18 protein-coding genes and 1 tRNA gene are annotated in these 20,442 nt (G+C 63.6%); 7 read left to right on the top strand and 12 right to left on the bottom strand.

Annotated elements, in window-relative coordinates; genetic code table 11:
- Window positions 1-3 precede the first annotated feature (3 nt).
- The 5 genes from bioD (at window position 4) to FS665_RS03615 (ending at window position 6,604) form a co-directional block, all read left to right on the top strand.
- Window positions 4-684 (top strand): dethiobiotin synthase, encoded by a 681-nt coding sequence (gene bioD / locus FS665_RS03635; protein WP_145183573.1) that lies wholly within the window; start codon window positions 4-6, stop codon window positions 682-684.
- A 124-nt stretch (window positions 685-808) separates the two neighbouring features.
- Window positions 809-1,105, top strand: a complete 297-nt coding sequence (locus tag FS665_RS03630; RefSeq protein WP_145183570.1) for a pyrroloquinoline quinone biosynthesis protein PqqE — start codon at window positions 809-811, stop codon at window positions 1,103-1,105.
- Between the two features lie 301 nt (window positions 1,106-1,406).
- Complete coding sequence (locus FS665_RS03625; protein WP_145183567.1) at window positions 1,407-3,212, top strand: phenylacyl-CoA dehydrogenase; 1,806 nt, start codon at window positions 1,407-1,409, stop codon at window positions 3,210-3,212.
- A gap of 183 nt (window positions 3,213-3,395) precedes the next feature.
- Complete coding sequence (locus FS665_RS03620; protein WP_145183564.1) at window positions 3,396-4,679, top strand: diguanylate cyclase; 1,284 nt, start codon at window positions 3,396-3,398, stop codon at window positions 4,677-4,679.
- A 146-nt stretch (window positions 4,680-4,825) separates the two neighbouring features.
- Window positions 4,826-6,604 (top strand): acyl-CoA dehydrogenase C-terminal domain-containing protein, encoded by a 1,779-nt coding sequence (locus tag FS665_RS03615; RefSeq protein ID WP_145183561.1) that lies wholly within the window; start codon window positions 4,826-4,828, stop codon window positions 6,602-6,604.
- Between the two features lie 237 nt (window positions 6,605-6,841).
- Here FS665_RS03615 and FS665_RS03610 read toward each other — a convergent pair whose 3' ends face one another.
- Window positions 6,842-7,765: a LysR family transcriptional regulator gene (locus FS665_RS03610; RefSeq protein ID WP_145183558.1), complete on the bottom strand. Its 924-nt coding sequence runs from the start codon at window positions 7,763-7,765 to the stop codon at window positions 6,842-6,844.
- A gap of 209 nt (window positions 7,766-7,974) precedes the next feature.
- Here FS665_RS03610 and FS665_RS03605 point away from each other — a divergent pair, with 209 nt between their 5' ends.
- Both FS665_RS03605 and FS665_RS03600 read left to right on the top strand, forming a co-directional pair.
- Complete coding sequence (locus FS665_RS03605) at window positions 7,975-9,255, top strand: aspartate aminotransferase family protein (RefSeq protein WP_145183555.1); 1,281 nt, start codon at window positions 7,975-7,977, stop codon at window positions 9,253-9,255.
- 139 nt (window positions 9,256-9,394) lie between these two features.
- Window positions 9,395-9,553, top strand: coding sequence for a YqaE/Pmp3 family membrane protein (locus FS665_RS03600; protein WP_145183552.1), 159 nt, complete (start codon window positions 9,395-9,397; stop codon window positions 9,551-9,553).
- Window positions 9,554-9,598: 45 nt separating this feature from the next.
- Here the strand turns inward: FS665_RS03600 and FS665_RS03595 are convergent, their stop codons facing one another.
- The 11 genes from FS665_RS03595 to FS665_RS03545 form a co-directional block, all read right to left on the bottom strand.
- Window positions 9,599-11,422 (bottom strand): S9 family peptidase, encoded by a 1,824-nt coding sequence (locus FS665_RS03595; protein ID WP_145183549.1) that lies wholly within the window; start codon window positions 11,420-11,422, stop codon window positions 9,599-9,601.
- On the bottom strand, window positions 11,388-12,536 hold the full coding sequence (gene pqqE, locus FS665_RS03590; RefSeq protein WP_145183547.1) for a pyrroloquinoline quinone biosynthesis protein PqqE: 1,149 nt from the start codon (window positions 12,534-12,536) through the stop codon (window positions 11,388-11,390). Before pqqE ends, FS665_RS03595 begins: the two co-directional genes overlap by 35 nt.
- Window positions 12,508-12,783 carry a pyrroloquinoline quinone biosynthesis peptide chaperone PqqD gene (gene pqqD / locus FS665_RS03585; protein WP_145183544.1) on the bottom strand — a complete coding sequence of 92 codons (276 nt, stop codon included), beginning with the start codon at window positions 12,781-12,783 and terminating at the stop codon, window positions 12,508-12,510. Before pqqD ends, pqqE begins: the two co-directional genes overlap by 29 nt.
- A complete protein-coding gene (gene pqqC / locus FS665_RS03580; protein WP_178108296.1) occupies window positions 12,780-13,517 on the bottom strand; it encodes a pyrroloquinoline-quinone synthase PqqC in 738 nt (245 codons plus the stop codon). The genes pqqD and pqqC overlap by 4 nt, the downstream gene beginning before the upstream one ends.
- A gap of 27 nt (window positions 13,518-13,544) precedes the next feature.
- On the bottom strand, window positions 13,545-14,456 hold the full coding sequence (gene pqqB / locus FS665_RS03575) for a pyrroloquinoline quinone biosynthesis protein PqqB (RefSeq protein ID WP_145183538.1): 912 nt from the start codon (window positions 14,454-14,456) through the stop codon (window positions 13,545-13,547).
- 78 nt (window positions 14,457-14,534) lie between these two features.
- On the bottom strand, window positions 14,535-14,606 hold the full coding sequence (pqqA, locus tag FS665_RS03570) for a pyrroloquinoline quinone precursor peptide PqqA (protein WP_003243383.1): 72 nt from the start codon (window positions 14,604-14,606) through the stop codon (window positions 14,535-14,537).
- Between the two features lie 167 nt (window positions 14,607-14,773).
- A complete protein-coding gene (gene pqqF, locus FS665_RS03565) occupies window positions 14,774-17,050 on the bottom strand; it encodes a pyrroloquinoline quinone biosynthesis protein PqqF (protein WP_145183535.1) in 2,277 nt (758 codons plus the stop codon).
- A 59-nt stretch (window positions 17,051-17,109) separates the two neighbouring features.
- A complete protein-coding gene (locus FS665_RS03560; RefSeq protein ID WP_145183531.1) occupies window positions 17,110-17,904 on the bottom strand; it encodes a carbon-nitrogen hydrolase family protein in 795 nt (264 codons plus the stop codon).
- 15 nt (window positions 17,905-17,919) lie between these two features.
- The gene (locus tag FS665_RS03555) at window positions 17,920-19,602 is read right to left on the bottom strand and encodes an NAD(P)/FAD-dependent oxidoreductase (protein ID WP_145183528.1); all 1,683 of its coding nucleotides are present in this window, start codon (window positions 19,600-19,602) and stop codon (window positions 17,920-17,922) included.
- Between the two features lie 166 nt (window positions 19,603-19,768).
- Window positions 19,769-20,230 carry an Lrp/AsnC family transcriptional regulator gene (locus FS665_RS03550; RefSeq protein ID WP_145183525.1) on the bottom strand — a complete coding sequence of 154 codons (462 nt, stop codon included), beginning with the start codon at window positions 20,228-20,230 and terminating at the stop codon, window positions 19,769-19,771.
- Between the two features lie 120 nt (window positions 20,231-20,350).
- Window positions 20,351-20,427, bottom strand: a tRNA-Ile gene (locus tag FS665_RS03545).
- Window positions 20,428-20,442 lie beyond the last annotated feature (15 nt).

The raw sequence follows: 20,442 nt of genomic DNA, 5'->3' as shown, positions 1-20,442 counted from the left end.
GACATGAGCCAGGCCTATTTCATCGCCGGGACCGACACCGACGTGGGCAAGACCACCATCGCCGCCGGGCTGCTGCACGCCGCACGCGTTCAAGGGCTGAGCACCCTGGGCGCCAAGCCGGTGGCCTCGGGTTGCACGATGACCGCCAAGGGACTGCGCAACAGCGATGCCCAGGCATTGATCGATGAGAGCTCGATCAAGCTGAGCTACGAACAGATCAACCCGTTCGCCTTCGAGCCGGCCATCGCGCCCCACGTGGCAGCCCGCGAGGCCGGTATCGCGCTGGAGGTCGCGGCGCTGGCCAAGGCCATGGGGCACGTGCTCGCACAGCAAGCGGACTTCACCCTGATCGAAGGCGCAGGCGGTTGGCGTGTACCGCTGTCCAATCATGCCAATCTGTCGGACCTCGCCATTGCCTTGCAGCTGCCGGTGATTCTGGTGGTGGGCGTGCGCCTTGGCTGTATCAACCATGCGCTGCTCAGCGCCGAGGCGATTGCTCGCGACGGGCTGCAACTGGCCGGTTGGGTGGCGAACATCATCGAACCGAAAACCTCGCGCCTTGAAGAGAACCTGGCCAGCCTGGCAGAGCGGCTGCCGGCGCCGTGCCTGGGTCGTGTGCCCAAGCTCAGACAAGCATCGGCAGACGCCGTGGCGGCGTTCCTGCAACTCGACCTGCTCGATTGAGCAGCGCAGAAATACCTGTGGCCTATCAGGTAGCAAGGTGCCATTAGGGATTTAAACGGGCCTTTTCGACCCAGGCCTGTTTTAATTGGCTCCTGTTCCCATCCAGATGCATTGGAGTTGTGACATGGAAATCACCGGCAGCATCGCGTATCACGCGGGCCTCAACGCGATCTACAACGGCCAGAACCGCGTCGATCAGGCCGCCGGCCAGATCGCCAACGCGTCGGTCGAACGCGCCGCCACCAGCCAGTCCAGCGACTTCCAGGCAGAACGCCTGCGCGGTGTCGACCGCAGCCAGCAGATGGACCTTGCCACCAGCACCGTCGAGCTGGCCTTGGGCAAAGCCCAGGTAGAGATTGGTGTCAAAGCTGCCAAGGCTTCCGACGAAATGCTCGGTCGTTTCATCGACACCTACGCCTGAACCCGATCAGCTCTCAGTTTCTCTTGCCGCAGCGCGTTTGCCTGTAAATGCCCTAGCACGGATGCCGATGGCGTCTTGCGCCTAGGCGTTTGCCGGCTAGCGCGCTCATCTCTGGCTATTGCCGGCCGCTTGGCGACGCTGGCAGAAATGCCCTCTTGCGCAGCATAAATGGCACCATAGTCCCTGCTTGACATCGGGCGGTGCTAAACGTAAGTTTCAAACAACTGTTTGACCGAAAGCCACTCAAGAGCTGGTCGGTATCAGCGGCCCCTTACCGAACTCATCACAGAGGTTCATCGCAATGCCTGATTACAAAGCCCCCTTGCGTGATATTCGTTTCGTGCGCGACGAGCTGCTCGGCTACGAGGCGCATTATCAGAGCCTGCCGGGTTGTCAGGACGCCACCCCCGACATGGTTGACGCCATCCTGGAAGAAGGCGCGAAATTCTGTGAGCAGGTGCTGGCGCCACTGAACCGTGTCGGTGACCAGGAAGGCTGCACCTGGAGCGAGTCGGGGGTGAAAACCCCTACCGGCTTCAAGGAGGCCTACCAGCAGTTCGTCGAGGGTGGCTGGCCAAGCCTGGCCCATGACGTCGAGCATGGCGGCCAAGGCCTGCCAGAATCGCTGGGCCTGGCCCTGAGCGAAATGGTCGGCGGCTCGAACTGGTCGTGGGGCATGTACCCAGGCCTGTCCCATGGCGCGATGAACACCATCTCCGCCCACGGTACCGACGAACAGCAGCACACCTACCTGACCAAGCTGGTTTCCGGTGAGTGGACCGGCACCATGTGCCTGACCGAGCCACACTGCGGCACCGACCTCGGCATGCTGCGTACCAAGGCCGAGCCGCAGGCCGACGGCAGCTACAAGGTTTCCGGCACCAAGATTTTCATCTCGGCCGGTGAACACGACATGGCCGACAATATCGTGCACATCGTGCTGGCGCGCCTGCCCGATGCACCGGCAGGTACCAAAGGGATCTCGCTGTTCATCGTGCCGAAGTTCCTGCCCAATGCCGAAGGCGGCGTAGGTGAGCGCAATGGCGTGACCTGTGGCTCGATCGAGCACAAGATGGGCATCCACGGCAACGCGACCTGCGTGATGAACTTCGACGCTGCCACCGGCTATCTGATTGGCCCAGCGAACAAGGGCCTGAACTGCATGTTCACCTTCATGAACACGGCGCGCCTGGGTACTGCCCTGCAGGGCCTGGCCCACGCCGAAGTGGCCTTCCAGGGCGGCTTGAAATATGCCCGCGATCGCTTGCAGATGCGTTCGCTGACCGGCCCCAAGGCCCCGGACAAGGCCGCCGACCCGATCATCGTCCACCCCGACGTGCGCCGTATGCTGCTGACCATGAAAGCCTTCGCCGAAGGTAACCGGGCCATGGTGTACTTCACTGCCAAGCAGGTCGATATCGTCAAGTACAGCCAGGATGAAGAAGAGCGCAAGAAAGCCGACGCGCTGCTGGCCTTCCTCACCCCGATCGCCAAGGCGTTCATGACCGAAGTGGGCTTCGAAGCCGCCAACCACGGCGTGCAGATCTATGGCGGCCATGGTTTCATCGCCGAGTGGGGCATGGAACAGAACGTGCGCGACAGCCGCATCTCCATGCTGTACGAAGGCACGACCGGCATCCAGGCGCTGGACCTGCTCGGCCGCAAGGTGCTGATGACCCAGGGTGAAGCGCTCAAGGGCTTCACCAAGATCGTGCACAAGTTCTGCCAGGCGCAGGAAGGCAACGAGGCGCTCAGAGAATTTGTCACGCCGCTCAACGCCCTGAACAAGGAGTGGGGCGAGCTGACCATGAAAGTGGGCATGGCGGCCATGAAAGACCGCGAAGAAGTGGGCGCGGCCTCGGTGGATTACGTGATGTACTCCGGCTACGCCTGCCTGGCCTACTTCTGGGCCGACATCGCGCGCCTGGCGGCCGAGAAACTGGCGGCCGGCACCAGCGAAGAAGCGTTCTACACCGCCAAGCTGCAGACCGCGCGCTTCTACTTCCAGCGCATCCTGCCGCGTACCCGCGCCCATGTGGCGACCATGCTGTCGGGTGCAAACAACCTGATGGACATGAAGGAAGAAGACTTCGCCCTGGGCTACTAAGCCCGGCAGGTTGGCTTCGAATCAACGCCGCTCCTTGTGAGCGGCGTTTTTTTTGCACGCAACAAAGCTCAAGCGAGACGGGTTGACGGCCGTTAACCCAGCCATGCACTCATCTATTCACGTGTGCTGCCGATGAAGTAGAGGCACAATGCTATTATTGATCTACAGGGTCGGAGATTACCCTTGTTTCGTCTAAACGCTGTACGCGCAAGCCACTTTCTGCCGTCGCTGATTCTGCTGCTGGCCGGGCTTGCGGCGGCTTACGTGAGGGACCTCAACGTCTTCTTCACGTCACTGTTCAATGTCTTGCCGACCTTGGTGCTGCTGTTGGGCGGTGCCTACTGCGCCGTGTACCGCCGCCAGCGCGAACTGTTCTTGATGGTCACGGTGTACATCGCTTACTTCCTGCTCGACACCCAGACCGATTTCTATCGCGACAATGGCCGTGTGCGCGAGGATGCGGCGGTGATCTTTCATCTGGTCTGCCTGCTGTTGCCCGCGCTCTACGGCCTGTTCGGCGCCTGGCAGGAACGCACCCACCTGGCTCAGGACCTGCTCGCCCGCTTCGCTGTACTGTTCGCCGTCGGCGGGGTGGCCGTGGCGCTCGAGCAGAGCTACCCGGATGCGTTGCTGGCCTGGCTGGCCGAGATTCGCTGGCCGTCCCTGCACGGCCAGTGGATGAGCCTGATCCAGATGGCCTACCCGCTGTTTCTGCTGATCTTCGTCCTGCTGATCGTGCAGTACCTGCGCGAACCCCGGCCGTTGCATGCGGCACAGTTGATCGGCCTGGTCGGGATCTTCTGGATGTTGCCCAAGACCTTCATCCTGCCGTTCACCCTGAACATCATGTGCAGCCAGGTCATGCTGATGATCGCGGCGGCGGTGTCCCATGAGGCCTACCAGATGGCGTTTCGTGACGAGTTGACCGGCTTGCCCGGCCGCCGCGCCCTGAACGAACGCATGCAGCGATTGGGGCGCAACTATGTGATCGCCATGACCGATGTCGACCACTTCAAGAAATTCAACGATACCCATGGCCATGATGTCGGTGACCAAGTGCTGCGCCTGGTCGCCAGCCGCCTGTCCAAGGTCACCGGCGGCGGGCGCGCCTACCGTTACGGCGGCGAGGAGTTCGCCCTGGTGTTCGCCGGCAAGACGGCTGAGGAGTGCGTGCCGCATGTCGAAGCGGTGCGCGAGATGATCGCCAACTACACCATGCACCTGCGCGATCAGAACAGCCGCCCGCAAGATGACAGCGCCGGCCGCCAGCGCCGCAGCGGCAGCGCCAGCGGTACGGTTTCGGTCACCATCAGCATTGGCGTCGCCGAGCGGCAGTCGGACCATCGCAATCCCGAGCAAGTGCTCAAATCCGCCGACCAGGCGCTGTATAGCGCCAAGAGCGCGGGGCGCAATTGCGTCATGGTTCACGGCCGCCAAGCCCAGCGCGGAGCGGTAAGGATGGCGTGACCGGGCTTGACTGATAGGTCACGTGATGACCCTATGTCTCGCAAAAGTTGTTCGGTTACACTGGATTCAATGCCGGGTCAGCGACCCGAGCCCCTGCCCAGTGCCGCGGTCCATCGACCGCCTGACCCGACCAGCGAGAGGTTGTCATGGCTGACTATAAAGCGCCCCTGCGCGACATGCGCTTCGTACTGAATGAAGTCTTCAACGTGGCCGAGCTGTGGGCGCAGTTGCCTGCGCTGGCTGAGGCGGTCGACGTGGAAACCGCCCTGGCGGTGCTCGAAGAAGCCGGCAAGGTCACCAGCAAAAGCATTGCGCCGCTGAGCCGCGCGGCCGACGAAGAAGGCTGCCACTGGGACAATGGCGCCGTGCGCACGCCGGCTGGCTTCATCGAGGCCTACACCACTTACGCCGAAGGCGGTTGGGTGGGTGTGGGCGGTGATCCGCAGTTCGGCGGCATGGGCATGCCCAAGGCGGTTTCTGCCCAGGTCGAGGAAATGGTCAACGCTGCCAGCCTGGCTTTTGGCCTGTACCCGATGCTGACGGCGGGCGCCTGCTTGTCGATCAATGCCCATGGCAGTGAGGCGCTGAAGGAAAAATACCTGCCCAACATGTATGCCGGTGCCTGGGCCGGCTCCATGTGCCTGACCGAGCCGCACGCGGGCACCGACCTGGGCATCATCCGCACCAAAGCCGAACCCCAGGCCGATGGCAGCTACAAGGTGACGGGAACCAAGATCTTCATCACCGGCGGCGAGCACGACCTGACCGAGAACATCATCCACCTGGTGCTGGCCAAGCTGCCGGATGCACCGGCTGGCCCCAAAGGCATCTCGCTGTTCCTGGTGCCGAAATTCCACGTCAATGATGATGGCAGCCTCGGTGCACGCAACCCGGCGAACTGCGGCTCGATCGAGCACAAGATGGGTATCCAGGCCTCGGCCACCTGCGTGATGAACTTCGACGACGCGGTCGGCTACCTGGTGGGCGAGCCGAACAAGGGCCTGGCGGCGATGTTCACCATGATGAACTACGAGCGCCTGGGGGTTGGCATTCAAGGCCTGGCGTCGGCCGAGCGCTCTTATCAGAACGCGGTGGAGTACGCCCGCGAGCGCTTGCAGAGCCGCGCACCGACCGGCCCACAGGCCAAGGAAAAAGCTGCCGACCCGATCATCGTGCACCCGGATGTACGGCGCATGCTGCTGACCATGAAGGCGCTCACCGAAGGCGGTCGGGCGTTTTCCACCTATGTCGCCATGCAGCTCGACAGCGCCAAGTTCAGTGAAGACGCCACCACGCGCAAGCGCAGCGAGGAGATGGTGGCACTGTTGACCCCCGTGGCCAAGGCGTTTCTCACCGACCTGGGCCTGGAATGCACCGTCCACGGCCAGCAGGTGTTCGGCGGTCATGGCTACATCCGCGAGTGGGGCCAGGAACAACTGGTGCGCGATGTGCGTATCACCCAGATCTACGAAGGCACCAACGGCATCCAGGCGCTCGACCTGATGGGGCGCAAGGTGGTGGCCTCCGGTGGTGCGTTCTACCGGCTGTTCTCTGACGAGATTCGCCAGTTCATCGCCGCCTGCCATGGCGATATGACAGAGTTCGCAACGCCCCTGGGCCGCTATCTCGATCAGCTCGACGGCTTGACCGAATGGGTGCTGGAGCAGGCCAAGGGCAACCCGAACGAAATCGGCGCGGCCTCGGTGGAATACCTGCACGCCTTCGGCTATGTGGCTTACGCCTACATGTGGGCATTGATGGCACGCGCCGCATTGGCTGGCCAGGGCGATGAGGCGTTCTACTCGGCCAAATTGGGCACGGCACGGTTCTATTACGCGCGCCTGTTGCCGCGCGTGACGTCCCTGGCCGCATCGGTACAGGCGGGCAGCGAGTCGCTGTATCTGCTAGCGGCCGAGCAGTTCTGAAGGCGTTTGTGAATGGCTGCTGTTTGTAAGCTTTTTCCTACACTGCGTGGTGACTTTTCGCCACTGGTGTCAGATTGGATCCACGGTTAATCTTTCTCACATGGACGTTGCGCAGGAAGCGCAAAGGACAGAACAGGGACAACGAAGGATTTCCTGCCAGGAAGGCGGGGCGATAGGGATGTCATAGGGAAACAGTCTAGAGAACCCCGCTTCGGCGGGGTTTTCTTCGTCTGCGCTTCAGCCAGGCACGTCGCGCGCTGGCGCACTGGGCGACCGGGTGTGGGTTTCTTCCTCCAGCAAGGTGCGCAGCAACTCGACCGAGGCCTGCTGACGCTGTGCGTCACGAAACACCAAGCCCACTTGCAGCGGCACGCGCGGCTCGCTCAGCGGTTTCCACAACAAGCCCTGGTCATCTTCAGCGGCATCCTTGGCCCGGCCGGGCAGGATAGTCGCCAGCGCCGTATGCGACAGGCTGTCGAGAATACCTGCCATGTTGTTCATCTCTGCCTGCACCTGTGGCCGGCGGCCCTGGCTGGCCAGCTGTTCTTTCCAGATCTGCCGGATCTGAAATTCCTCGCCCAGCATCAACATCGGTAATTCGGCCGCCTGGCGAATCGAGACCTTTTTGAAGTCCTTCAAGGGATGATCGTCGGGGATGACCAGCTGCAACTCGTCTTCGTACAGCAGCAGTCCATGCAGCCCCGGCTGGCGCGGGGGCAGGTAACTGATGCCGATGTCGAGGTTGCCGCTGAGCAGGCGCCGTTCGATTTCAAGCCCCGACAACTCGTAGATCTGCACCACCAGATGCGGTTGCGCCTTGCGCACGCGTTCAAGTAACTGCGGCACCAGGCTCGGCCTTACCGTTTGCAGCACGCCGATGGCCAGGGTGCGCAGTGACTGGCCCTTGAAGTTGCGCATGGCTTCATGGGCACGTTGCAGGCCATCGAGCAGAGGCACCGCGTGGTTGTACAGGGTATGGGCCGCCAAGGTCGGTAACAGGCGCTTGTTGCTGCGCTCGAAGAGGCTGAGGTCCAACCCATGTTCCAGCTGGCGGATCTGTTGGGAAAGCGCTGGTTGCGACAGTGATAGACGCTCGGCGGCACGGCCCACGTGGCCTTCTTCATAGACCGCGACGAAATAACGCAGTTGGCGGAAATCCATAACTGATACTTATTGAAAAAGCTGGGAAATCGAAATGGCCGCGTGAGCCGCTGCGCCCTAGTCTATCGCCGTATTCCAATGGGTTACAGCGTTAGACCCGGCTGTTCGTTACCGATTCGACAACGCTCTTTTGATAGGCAAGACAGAATTAATCAGCGCCGGCGCCAAGACCGGGCCTTGGTTACCCCTACCGTGAGTTTGGAGCTTCGATGAACCTGTTCAGACTGCGCCGTTCGGCTGCCGTTACCGTGGCCGAGGCTCGGCGCGCGCCTGTGAGCCCCGTGGCGACGCCGTCATACCCGGCCCAGCGCCTGCTGGCCGGTGCCGAGCGCCAAGCGCAGGTGTTCGTACGCGGTCAGGGCTCGTGGTTGTGGGACGATGCCGGGCATGCTTATCTGGATTTCAATCAGGGCGGCGCAGTCAACAGCCTTGGCCACAGCCCGGCCGTACTGAGCAAGGCGTTGAGCGAGCAAGCCCAGGCGTTGATCAACCCTGGCGCCGGCTACCTCAACCGCGAGCTGCTGACCTTGGTCGAGCGCCTCTGCCAAAGCACCGGCAGCGATCAGGCCTACCTGCTCAACAGCGGCGCCGAGGCTTGTGAAGGGGCAATAAAGCTGGCGCGCAAGTGGGGTCAACTGCACCGCAATGGCGCCTATCACATCATCACTGCCAGCCAAGCCTGCCATGGCCGCAGCCTGGGTGCGCTCTCGGCCTCCGATCCGCTGCCGTGCAAGCGCTGCGAGCCTGGCTTGCCGGGTTTCAGCAAGGTGCCGTTCAATGACCTGGCAGCGCTGCATGCCGAGGTCGACTCGCGCACCGTGGCGATCATGCTCGAACCGATCCAGGGCGAAGCCGGCGTGATTCCAGCGACCCGCGAGTACCTTCAGGGGGTGGCAAAGCTCTGCCGCGAATTGGGCATCCTGTTGATCCTCGATGAAGTGCAGACCGCTATCGGCCGTTGCGGTGCGCTGCTGGCCGAGCATAGCTACGGCGTGCGGGCCGACATCATCACCCTCGGCAAGGGCTTGGGCGGTGGCGTGCCGCTGGCGGCCCTGCTGGCCCGCGGCAACGCCTGCTGCGCCGAGCCTGGCGAGCTGCAGGGCAGCCACCATGGCAATGCCCTGATGAGCGCTGCGGGCCTGGCAGTGCTGGACACGGTTCTCGAGCCAGGCTTCTTCGAGCGTGTGCAGGACAGCGGCCGCCATTTGCGTGACGGCTTGAGCCGTCTGGCCGGCCGCTACGGCCAGGGCGAGGTACGCGGCCAGGGCCTGCTGTGGGCAATGCAGCTTCAGGACAACCTGGCCCCCGCCCTGGTCGATGCAGCCATGCACGAAGGCCTGCTGCTCAATGCCGTGCAGTCCGACGTACTGCGCTTCTCACCGGCGTTGACGGTGAGCAAGGGCAACATCGACGAGATGCTGCTGCGCCTGGCCCGTGCCTTCGCCCGGCTGCACACCCTGCAACAGGCCCGGCGCGACATGCCGGCCTGATCAAAGCTTTCTACGAACCGTCTGGCGTTATTGCGCATCGCCCCGGGCCTGTTTCATTTGGCCAGGGGCGTTTTTTTGCCTGTGGAACCTCTGCACGGCGCGGCGAGTCTCTGTTGTAACCCCTACAGGAGAGAGCCCCATGGACTTCATTCGCATCATCATCGCCATCATTCTTCCGCCATTGGGCGTGTTTCTGCAGGTAGGGTTTGGCGGGGCCTTCTGGCTGAATATTCTGCTGACCTTGCTGGGCTATATCCCAGGCATCATTCATGCGGTGTACATCATCGCCAAACGCTAGATCTGGGTTTGACCGCTAGCGGGCAAGCTGACTTGCCCGCGTACCTCACTGGCGCAGCACGCGCCAGTAGAATTTCCACTCGCGTTCCAGCGCATCGGCCAGGTTCACAGCCTTGCGAAAGCCATGCCGCTCCTCAGGGTAGAAATGCCCTTCTGCCTCGATGCCATTGGCCTGTAACGCCGTCAGCATCGAGCGGGTCTGCTCAGGGACTACCACTGCGTCCAACTCACCTTGGAAGAAAATCACCGGCACCTGGATCCGCGCTGCATGCAGCAGCGGCGTGCGCTGACGATAGCGCTCGGCATCCTGCTGCGGGTCGCCGATCAGCCAGTCCAGGTAATCCCCTTCGAACTTGTGTGTAGCCTTGGCCAGGGAAAGTGGATCGCTGACCCCGTACAGGCTGGCACCAGCGCGAAATACCTGGCTGAAGGCAAGGGCGCACAGGGTAGTGTAACCGCCAGCACTGCCACCGCGAACGAAGGCTTTGCTTGGGTCGATCAACCCCCGTGCGCCCAGGTGCTCGACCACGGCGCACGCATCCTCGACATCGCTCACACCCCACTGCAGGTGCAGCGCCTGGCGATAGGCTCGTCCATAGCCAGTGCTGCCGCGGTAATTCAGATCAGCGACGGCGAAGCCGCGCTGGGTCCAGAACTGGATGCGTGGATCGAGCACCGGGTAACAGGCTGAGGTCGGGCCCCCATGGATGAACACCACCAAGGGCGTGGGGCCGTCGCTGGCCGCTGCGGGGTAGAAGAAACCGTGTGCCAAGGCGCCTGCGCTTGGGTAGCACAGCGGCTGCGGCAGGCTGATGCGGCCGGCGGGCAGCACCTCGGCGCCACCGGCAAGGACGCTGACTTCGTGGCTAGCACGGCCGATGCGGATGACTGCCGGCGGGCTGATCGGCGATGCGGCGATGGCGTAGATATGCGCGTCATCGGCCGCCAGGCTGCGAAAGCGAGTGTAGGCGCTGGCATACTGCACCACGCGTCCGTCGGCGTCGCGCAGCCCCAGCTGCCCGACGCCATCGACGAACCACGTGGCCAGGTAGTCTCGCGGACCTGCTGCCAGCCAAGTGCTCGCACCCATTTGCCAAGGCGCCGCGGCGTGGTCGGCGAGCTCGGCAGGCAGCGCTTGCCAGCGGCCGTCGACCTCGCCCCATGGCTGCCAAAAGCCGTTGCGGTCCGACAGGCAATACAACCGGCTCTCGTGGTCGAAGCGCGGCTGCTGCAGGGACTCGTCGGCAGCCGCGATGCACTCGCTGGCACCCCAGCGCCCATGGCTATCGCGCAGCCGGCACATCAGCCGGGTCACGGTCCAGGGCTGCGCCGGGCGGTCCCATTCGATCCAGGCCAGGCGCTGGCCATCGCTGCTGACGGTCGGTGCCGCGTAGAAGTCGGCGCCCTCGGCCAGCACCTCACGGGCGCCTTGAGCGATGGCCACCAGGCGATGCGCGACCTGCTCGCCATGGCACTCTTCCACGGCTAGAACCCTGCCGTCGTGCCATTGCACATCGCCGTAGCGGCAGTCGCTGCGCGCGGTCAGTGCGCGTGGCGGTGCGCCGTCGAGCGGCTGAGTGTAGAGCTGTTGGTCACTTTCGTTGACGAACACTACCCCATCGCCACCCAGGCAGAAGCTGCCGCCGCCATATTCATAGACGCGGCTGCGCACACTGAAGCCGTCAGGGGTCAGGCAGCGCGCCTGCTGCTGCTGCCAGTGCCAGATGCGACAGGCGCCGTCGGCAGGTCGGAATTCGACCCAGAACAGGCCATCGGCACTGAGCTTGAGCTCGGCGAAGTCGGTGCCGGCAGCGACGGCCTGGGCGGCGCTGAACTCAGCCGCGGGCGATGACACGGGAGTTTCGCTCATTGCGGAAGGTCATCTGTTCAATGGCGAGATCGGCGGTTTGCGCCTGCTCGCGAGCCTCAAGGATGATGCCGTGGTCGGGCGACTTGGCGCACACCGGGTCGGCCTTGCTGGCATCGCCGGTGAGCATGAAGGCCTGACAGCGGCAACCGCCGAAGTCCTTTTCCTTTTCGTCGCACGAGCGGCACGGCTCGGGCATCCAGTCATAACCGCGGAAACGGTTGAAACCGAACGAGTCGTACCAGATGTGCCGCAGATCATGATCACGGACGTTGGGAAACTGCACCGGCAACTGGCGCGCGCCGTGGCAGGGCAGGGCGGTGCCGTCGGGGGTGATGGTCAGGAACAGACTGCCCCAGCCGTTCATGCAGGCCTTGGGCCGTTCCTCGTAATAGTCGGGGGTGACGAAGATCAACTTGCAAGGGCTGCCCGCTGCCTTGAGCTTGGCACGGTACTCGTTGGTGACCTGCTCGGCGCGCTCGAGCTGCTCGCGGGTGGGCAGCAGGCCCAGGCGATTGAGGTGCGCCCAGCCGTAGAACTGACAGGTGGCGAGTTCGACGAAATCCGCTTCGAGGGCGATGCACAGCTCGATGATGCGGTCGATCTTGTCGATGTTGTGCCGATGGGTGACGAAGTTCAGCACCATCGGGTAACCGTGGGCTTTCACCGCCCGGGCCATGGCCAGCTTCTGCGCGAAGGCCTTCTTCGAGCCTGCCAGCAAGTTGTTGACCTGCTCGTCGCTGGCCTGGAAGCTGATCTGGATATGTTCCAGCCCGGCCGCCTTGAAGTCGGCGATGCGCGCTTCGGTGAGGCCGATCCCCGAGGTGATCAGATTGGTGTAGAAACCCAGGCGGCGGGCTTCGCCGATCAACTCGGCAAGGTCCTGGCGCACCAGCGGCTCGCCCCCCGAGAAGCCAATCTGCGCCGCGCCCATTTCGCGGGCTTCGGCCATCACCTTGAACCACTGCGCGGTGCTCAGCTCCTGGCCCTGGGCGGCGAAGTCCAGCGGGTTGGAGCAATACGGGCACTGCAGCGGGCAGCGGTAGGTCAGCTCGGCCAGCAGCCACAGCGGCAGGCCGACCGGAACCTCAGGCGAGGGTGATCCAGTGCTCGGCACGGGCCACCTCCATGAATTGCTCGATGTCGTCAGCGACTTCCGGCACCTCGGGGAACTGCCCTTGCAGATCGGCGATGATCGCCGCCACGTCGCGCTTGCCGTCGATCAGCCCACCGATCAGGCCGGCGCTGTCGTTGAGCTTGATCATGCCCTCGGGGTACAGCAGCACATGGCCTTGCTGCGCCGGCTCGTACTGAAAGCGGTAGCCGGGGCGCCAGCTCGGCACTTGTTTACGGTCGAAGCTCATAGCGCAATCCCCTTGTGCCATACCCGTTGCTGGGTGACGGTGTGATAAGGCGGGCGGTGCAGTTCGTAGGCCATGCTCATGGCATCGAGCATGCTCCAGAGAATATCCAGCTTGAACTGCAGGATCTCCAGCATACGCTCCTGGCCGGCGCGGGTGGTGTAGTGCTGCAAGGTGATCGCCAGACCGTGCTCGACGTCACGCCGCGCCTGGCCCAGGCGGGTGCGGAAGTACTCGTAGCCGGCAGGGTCGATCCACGGATAGTGTTGCGGCCAGCTGTCCAGGCGCGACTGGTGGATCTGCGGCGCGAACAGCTCGGTCAGCGAGCTGCTGGCCGCTTCCTGCCAATTGGCGCGACGGGCGAAGTTGACATAGGCGTCCACGGCAAAGCGCACGCCTGGCAATACCAGTTCTTGCGAGCGCAGCTGCTCGGGCTCGAGGCCCACTGCCTGGCCGAGGCGCAACCAGGCTTCGATGCCGCCATCTTCACCCGGCGCGCCGTCGTGGTCGAGCAGGCGTTGAATCCACTCCCGGCGCACTTCACGGTCCGGGCAGTTGGCGAGAATCGCGGCATCCTTGAGCGGGATGTTGACCTGATAGTAGAAGCGATTGGCGACCCAACCCTGGATCTGCTCGCGGGTCGCACGCCCCTCGTACATCGCCACATGATACGGATGATGAATGTGATAAAAGGCGCCTTTGGCGCGCAGGGCCTGCTCGAACTCGGCAGGGGACATCGGCAATGCGTCGCTCACGGCGCCTCCTTACAACTCGATGCTCATGCCGTCGAAGGCCACTTCGACGCCGCGGCGCTCGACTTCGGCGCGTTCGGGGGAGTCTTCATCGAGGATCGGATTGGTGTTGTTGATGTGGATGAGCACTTTGCGCTGGCGCGCGAAGCCGTCCAGCACTTCGAGCATGCCGCCCGCGCCGTTCTGCGCCAGGTGGCCCATTTCCCGGCCGGTACGTGTACCGACACCCCGGCGCTGCATTTCATCATCTTCCCAGAGCGTGCCGTCGACCAGCAGGCAGTCGGCGTCGTGCATCATCTGCAGCAGCGCGTCATCGACCTGGCCGAGCCCTGGGGCATAGAACAGCTTGCCACCGGTGCGCGTGTCTTCGACCAGCAGGCCGAGGTTGTCGCCCGGATGCGGGTCGAAACGGTGCGGCGAATAAGGCGGCGCGGCGCTGCGCAGCGGGAATGGGGTGAACCTGAGGTTCGGGCAGGCGGGGATGACGAAACTGCCTTCGAGCTCGATGCGATTCCACTGCAAGCCGCCGTTCCAGTGGCTGAGCATGGTGAACAGCGGGAAACCTGTGGTCAGGTCCTGATGGACCATGTCGGTGCACCACACCGGGTGCGGGCAGCCCTCACGCAGGCTGAGCAGGCCCGTGGTGTGGTCGATCTGGCTGTCGAGCAGGACGATCGCATCGATACCCGTGTCGCGCAGGCCACGGGCCGGCTGCATGGGGGCGAACGCCTGGAGCTGGGCGCGGATATCGGGCGATGCGTTGCACAGTATCCAGTGCTCGCCGTCGTCGGACAGGGCAATGGAGGACTGGGTGCGTGCCGTGGCGCGCAAGGTGCCGTCGCGATAGCCCTTGCAGTTGACGCAGTTGCAGTTCCACTGCGGGAAACCACCACCGGCGGCGGAACCGAGAATCTGGATGTACATGGCCGCTCCGTGTGCGAAATGCCGAAGATGAAAACGACGACGCCCCGGCGAGCCGAGGCGTCGAACCGCAAGCAGGGCTTAGCGGTTGGCGAAGTACATGGTCACTTCGAAGCCGATACGCAGGTCAGTGTAGGCAGGTTTGGTCCACATGGGCGTTCTCCTTCTTGCTGGATGGGGGGTTCAACTAAAGCATTGGGCGCCGCCTGGAACGGTAGGTTCCCTTGGCGGAGATAGCGTTATCTTACAAGAAATTTTTGTACCGAAAGGTTAATTGTTTGATAAGCGCCCTTGCGCCAAACGTAACAATCGACCTGTCGTCAGTGCCATGCAGGGTCGGGCGCGGCGCAGTTGGCCAGACACAGCCAGGCGCAGTGCTCGCTCTGCAGGTAGCTTAGCAGGCCATCCAGGTCAGCTTGCTGGGTATTCAGGATAGTCTGCTGCAGCGCGGGAAGGTCGGCGGGCTGCGAGCCCAGGTGGCATTGCCAAGCCCATTCGGCGACCTCCGGATTGGCCATCGCCGGCTCGGCGAACTGCTCGGCCAGTTGCTGGCGTGCCTGAACATTTAGCGTCACACCTTGGCCCAGCAAGGCGCACAGATGATCGAGGATTTCGAGCTGACTGGTGTGCGGGGATTGCACGCCAAACAGCAGACCGTCGACACCCTCGACCTGACGAAAAGCACTGAAAACGGCGTAGCCCAGTTGCAGCTCGACCCGCAGGCGTTGGTAGACCGGCCCTTGCAAGTGTTGCGCGAGCAGGCGACCACTGCCTTGCACAGCGGGGGGCAGGGCGCAGAACAGCAGCAGGGCGTTTTCACTGCCGGGCACGTGGGCATGCTGCCAACGGCGACCCGGCCAGCGGGGCGCAGGCGAAGGCGCGCCCGCGTGGCCGGGACAGTTTTGCAGCACTGCGCTCAGTGCCTGGACGGCGCTGGGGTCGAAGCCCACGGCCAAACCCTGCCAGCGGCTGTGTCGCCAGGTACCGTCGAGCAGTGCCTGGTCGAGCGGCCCCGGCGGGTTGGCCAGCGGGGCAGCGCCAAGCACGGCATCCGGCAAGCGCTCGAGCAGTGCTCTGATCGGTATCAGAGCAGGGTCATCGTTTGCCGGTTGCTGCCAGCTGTTCGGCGCCTGCACCACGGCCAGGGCTTCTTGCGTGGCCCGTAGCACCGCTGCCGGATGGCCGGCACAGCGCAATTGCCAGAAGTCGCCGATCGCACTGAATCGCAGGTGTACCGAGGCTTGTTCACAGCGCGCCTGCAAGGGCTGCAAGGCTTGCGCCAGCATAGCCTGCAGCCGATGGTCCGCTGCCGGCAGTTCCCAGCGCAGGTACAGCGCAGCGAACTGCCGGGTAGCCGGCAGCAGGTCACTGATCCACAGCCCATGCGGCTTGTGCACCCTGCGCGCAGCGGGCAGAGGGTCGAGCATCAGCGGGTCAGCGTCTGGCAACTGCCAGCTGCCATAAGTCGATCGGGGCAGCTGTTCGAGCAGTAGGCAGAGCGCGTTGCGGCCTTGAGCATTCAGTGCGGCAAATGGCAGACCGGCGCAGTCGCGGCGGGCCAGGTCCAGGGCGGTGGCGCTGCGTTCGTGGCGTTGCTGCAGGCTGGCGAAAGCGCTGGCAAGAAGCTCTACTGGAACTTGGCGCAGATACTCGAACCAACCCTGCAACAGCCTCGACGCCTCTTCGGCATCGGCCTGCGGGCTCAGCTTCAGATCGATATGCCAGTACAGCTGCCCGGCGAAGGCGTACAGTTTTTCTATCGCGAACCCTCTCAGCCAGCCGCGGTGCTGCAGGGCATCCAGCCAACTGCCGGGTCGGCTGTCGCGCAGGTTCGCCAGCAGCAGTTCGAGTGCCTGTTCCGCGCCATCAGGCAAGCCTTCGTGGGCGAATGACCATGGCTGCGAGCAAGCTAATGGCGGTGGCACGCTTTGCGGCCGCCTGGTACCCGCCTCGAACCTGCCGCCGTACTGCCTGCCAAGTTGCTCCAACTCATCCAGCGATTGCGGCCCGCACAGGCTCAGGGTGATCTGGCCAGCCTGATAAAAGCGCTGGTGAAAGCCGTTCAGGGCTTGCTGGAACGTCTCATTGTTCAGCGGCAACGAGTACCGGTTACCCGCGTGAAACGCCCGCAGCGGATGCTCGCCCGTCAACGCCTGCAACAGCGCGAACTGCTGCTGAGCCCGCGGGTTGCGCGACCAGGCAATGAACTCCGCGTGGATCACCTCCCGTTCGCGACGTTGACGCGCGATGCCCAGGTCGGGCTCGGCCAGCATCTGACACAAGCGCTCCAGGCCGCCGGCCAATGCTGCAGGCGGCGTTTCGAAGAAAAAATCGGTGGTGCGTTCGCGGGTACTGGCGTTGACCTGGCCGCCAAGCGCCTGCACATAGCGCATCAGGCCGTCGTGCAGCGGGAAGCGCTCGGTGCCGAGAAAGAACAGGTGCTCGAGGAAGTGCGCCAGGCCCGGCCAGCGGGGCGAAGCGTCGTGGCTGCCAGCCTGCACCCGCAGGGCTGCCGCCGAGCGCTTGAGTCGCGAGGCCTGACGCAGCTTCAGCGTCAGGCCGTTGGGCAGGATGAGGTGGCGGGTAGGGTCGGGCATGGCAACTCCGGGGCAGGCGTTCATGCTAACCCATTTGCCAGGTGCGCCTGGGGCAGCGGTCAGTTTTTCAGCCAGTGCAGCTCGCGGCGCAGGTCAGTGAGATAGGGAAACGCCTCGCGGCCGCGCCGGACCTGTTCGTGTTCGAGCTGCGCGAGCAACTGGCATTCGTCCCGCCCGGCCATGGCCAGCAGGCTGCCGTCTGGCCCGACGATACTGCTCTGCCCGCAGTAGTGGATATCGCCCTCGGCACCGCAATAGTTGGCGTACACCAGGTAGCACTGGTTCTCCTGGGCCCGCGAGCGCACGGTTACCTGGCAGACGAAATCGTAGGGCTCCATGTTGGCGGTCGGCACCAGGATCAGTTCGGCACCGGCCAGCGCCAGGCGCCGGGCGTTTTCCGGGAACTCGATGTCGTAGCAGATCAGCAGGCCGATCTTCCAGCCCTCCAGCTCCACCACCGGAAAGTGATCGGCGCCGGCGCTGAACATGGCCCGGTCCAGCTCGCCGAACAGGTGCGTCTTGCGGTAGTTGCACAGGCTGCGGCCGTGCTGATCGATCAGTTGCACGCTGTTATGGATCGCGCCGTCCGCGGCCCGCTCGGGGTAGCCATAGACGATGGCGAGCGCGTGCGCCTGGGCGATCTCGGCCACCGCCATGGCCGAGGGGCCGTCGTTGGCTTCGGCAAGCCGCCGCACGTTGCTCAGGCCGATGTTGTAGCCGCTCAGGAACATCTCCGGGCACACCAGCACCCGTGCACCGCCCTCTGCCGCCCGTTGTGCCTGCTCGCGCAGGCGTTGCACGTTGCCGGCGACATCCAGCGGGTGAGGTGTGCCCTGGTACAGAGCGATACGCATGCGGCCTCCTTGGGTTCAGTCAGCCAGGGCGATCGGGCCGATTTCGTCGAACACATCGCCTGGGCCTGGGTTGTCCGGATGGCTATGGCCCCCGAAGTGATTGATGATACCCCACACCGCGTTGAGCGAGGTCTGCACGGCGCCCTCGACCCAGGCCGGGGTCCACGACACGTCGTCACCGGCGATGAACATGCCGCGCTGTTCGACGGGCATGTCCTTCTGCATGAAGTGCGCGTACATGCGTTGGTTGTAGCGGTAATGCCCCGGCAGCGCACCTTTGAACGCGCCGAGGAAGTACGGATCGGCCTCCCAGGACACAGTGATCGGGTCGCCGATGATATGGCCGGCGATGTCGGTTTTCGGGTAGATCTTCTTCAGCGCATCGAGCGCCAGCTGCACGCGCTTTTCCACCGGGTGCGGCAGCATCTTCAGGGCATCGCTCATCCAGGCGTAGGACAGGCAGATCACCCCCGGCTTGTCGTCACCGTTGTCGAACAGGTAGGTCCCGCGGGTCAGGCGGTCGGTGAGGGTCATGCTCATCAGGTCGCGCCCGGTTTCCGGGTCCTTGTCTTTCCAGAACGGCCGGTCGACCATGACGAAGGTCTTCGACGACTGCATGTAGCGTGTGCGGTCCAGGGCCATCCACATCTTTTGCGAGAACAGCGATTCTTCGCAGTCGATCTGCGTGGTCAGCAGCCAGCTCTGGCAGGTAACCAGCACCGCCGCATAATGGCGGGCGTTGCCCCAGTTATCGGTCACCGCCAGCTGGCCATCGGAGGCCCGGGCAATGCGCTTGACCCCGGCCCGCGGCGCGCCGCCGTGCAACGCGCTCAAGCTGGTGCCTGCCGGCCAGTGCTCGCAGCGCTCCGGCACGTGCCGCCAGATACCCTGCGGCACCTGCTCCACGCCACCGACGACCAGGTGCTGATGGTCATCGCAATTGGTCATGACCACGCGGAAGATTTCCAGCATCGAGTTGGGGAAGTCCGAATCCCAGCCCCCTGTTCCAAAGCCGACCTGGCCGAACACTTCGCGGTGCTGGAAGCTCAGCTTGGCAAACGAGCGCGAGGTGGCGACGAAGTCATAGAAGGTGCGGTCGTCCCACAGCGGCACCAGCTTGTTCCACAGCGCTTTGAGGCGCGTGACGTCGCGATCGCGGATGGCTTGCTGGATATCGGCGAACTGCGCGCCGCTTTCCAGCGCATCGGCCCAGGCGTCGGCCACCTCGTGGAAAAGATCGGGCAAGTCACTGGGCTTTTGCGCGTAGTAGGTCTGGCCTTCCAGGTCGATCACGGTGCTGCCGGAGGCGCCGGTCAGTGGGTTGGGAAACGGCTTGGTTTGCAGGCCAAGCTTGTCGACATAGTGGTAGAACGCTGTGGAAGACACCGGAAAGCGCATGCCACCGAGCTCCGCGACGATGCCATCAGCACCATTGAAGGCCTGCGAGCGCAGGCGCCCACCAAGCTTGGACGCCTCGTACACCACGGGCTTGAGCCCAAGCTTCATCAACTCGTAGGCCGCCACCAAGCCGGCGATACCGGCTCCGACAATGGCGACTTCTTCGCCATGGCGATCGGCAGGAATGCGGCCTAACCCGGCCGGGTGCGCCAGCCAGTCATCGAATGCAAAGGGAAAGTCCGGGCCGAAGATGGTGATCGGTGGCTTGCCGTCGGCGGGGTGGCGGTTGTTGTTGTTCATGTAATGACCTTGCCAGAGCGGCTGCGCGAGGGGCGGAGCCTGAGTATAGGAGATGGCTGGAGGTCATTTTAGGGAGTGGGCGGATCGTAATTAAGGCGCAGAGTGGAGACTTTATGAACGCATGTTCGTCACTATGACTCTCAATTGAACAGTTATGACGAAATCGTCACAGCGGTTGTCCTCGATCGACCTTGTTGCTCAAGATGATCGACGTGGTGGTCTTCTCGACGCCTTCGACACTGCCAATCTGATCCAGCAGGTCATCGAGTTGCTCGGGCGAGTCACTGCGCAGCCAGGCCACATAGTCGAACTCGCCGCTGACGGCGCACAGTTGCTGCACCTGGCCCATGGCGCTCAGCCGACGCACCACGTCCTTGCCGGAGCGTGGTTGAACTTTGATCCCGACATACGCCTGCAATCCGCCCCCGATCACGCGCTGGCCCAGGCGCACACCGTAGCCGGTGATGACCTTGTGTTTTTCCAAGCGCTCCAGCCGTGAATTGACCGTGGTGCGGGCGATACCCAGTTGCCGGGCGAGGGTGGCGACGCTTTCGCGTGCGTTGATCTGCAACTGCGCGATCAACTTGCGATCGATTTCGTCGAGGGAGATGGGAAGGGCGTTCGACATGACGAGCCTCTGCGTTAAGTCCGTTAGCCTAGTCAGGCATGGACAGGCAGGGCAAGCCCTGCCGCAGGGTTATCGCGCAGCCATGAAAAAGCCGCGCGGGTGCGCGGCTTTCGGCAGATCTGGTGGGCCCACACGGACTCGAACCGTGGACCAAAGGATTATGAGTCCTCTGCTCTAACCAACTGAGCTATAGGCCCTCAGTAAGTGGCGGG

Source organism: Pseudomonas sp. URMO17WK12:I11, assembly GCF_007677725.1.
GTDB lineage: Bacteria > Pseudomonadota > Gammaproteobacteria > Pseudomonadales > Pseudomonadaceae > Aquipseudomonas.
Note: the sequence above shows the minus strand (reverse complement) of the source record. Positions and strands in the feature narration are given on the sequence as shown.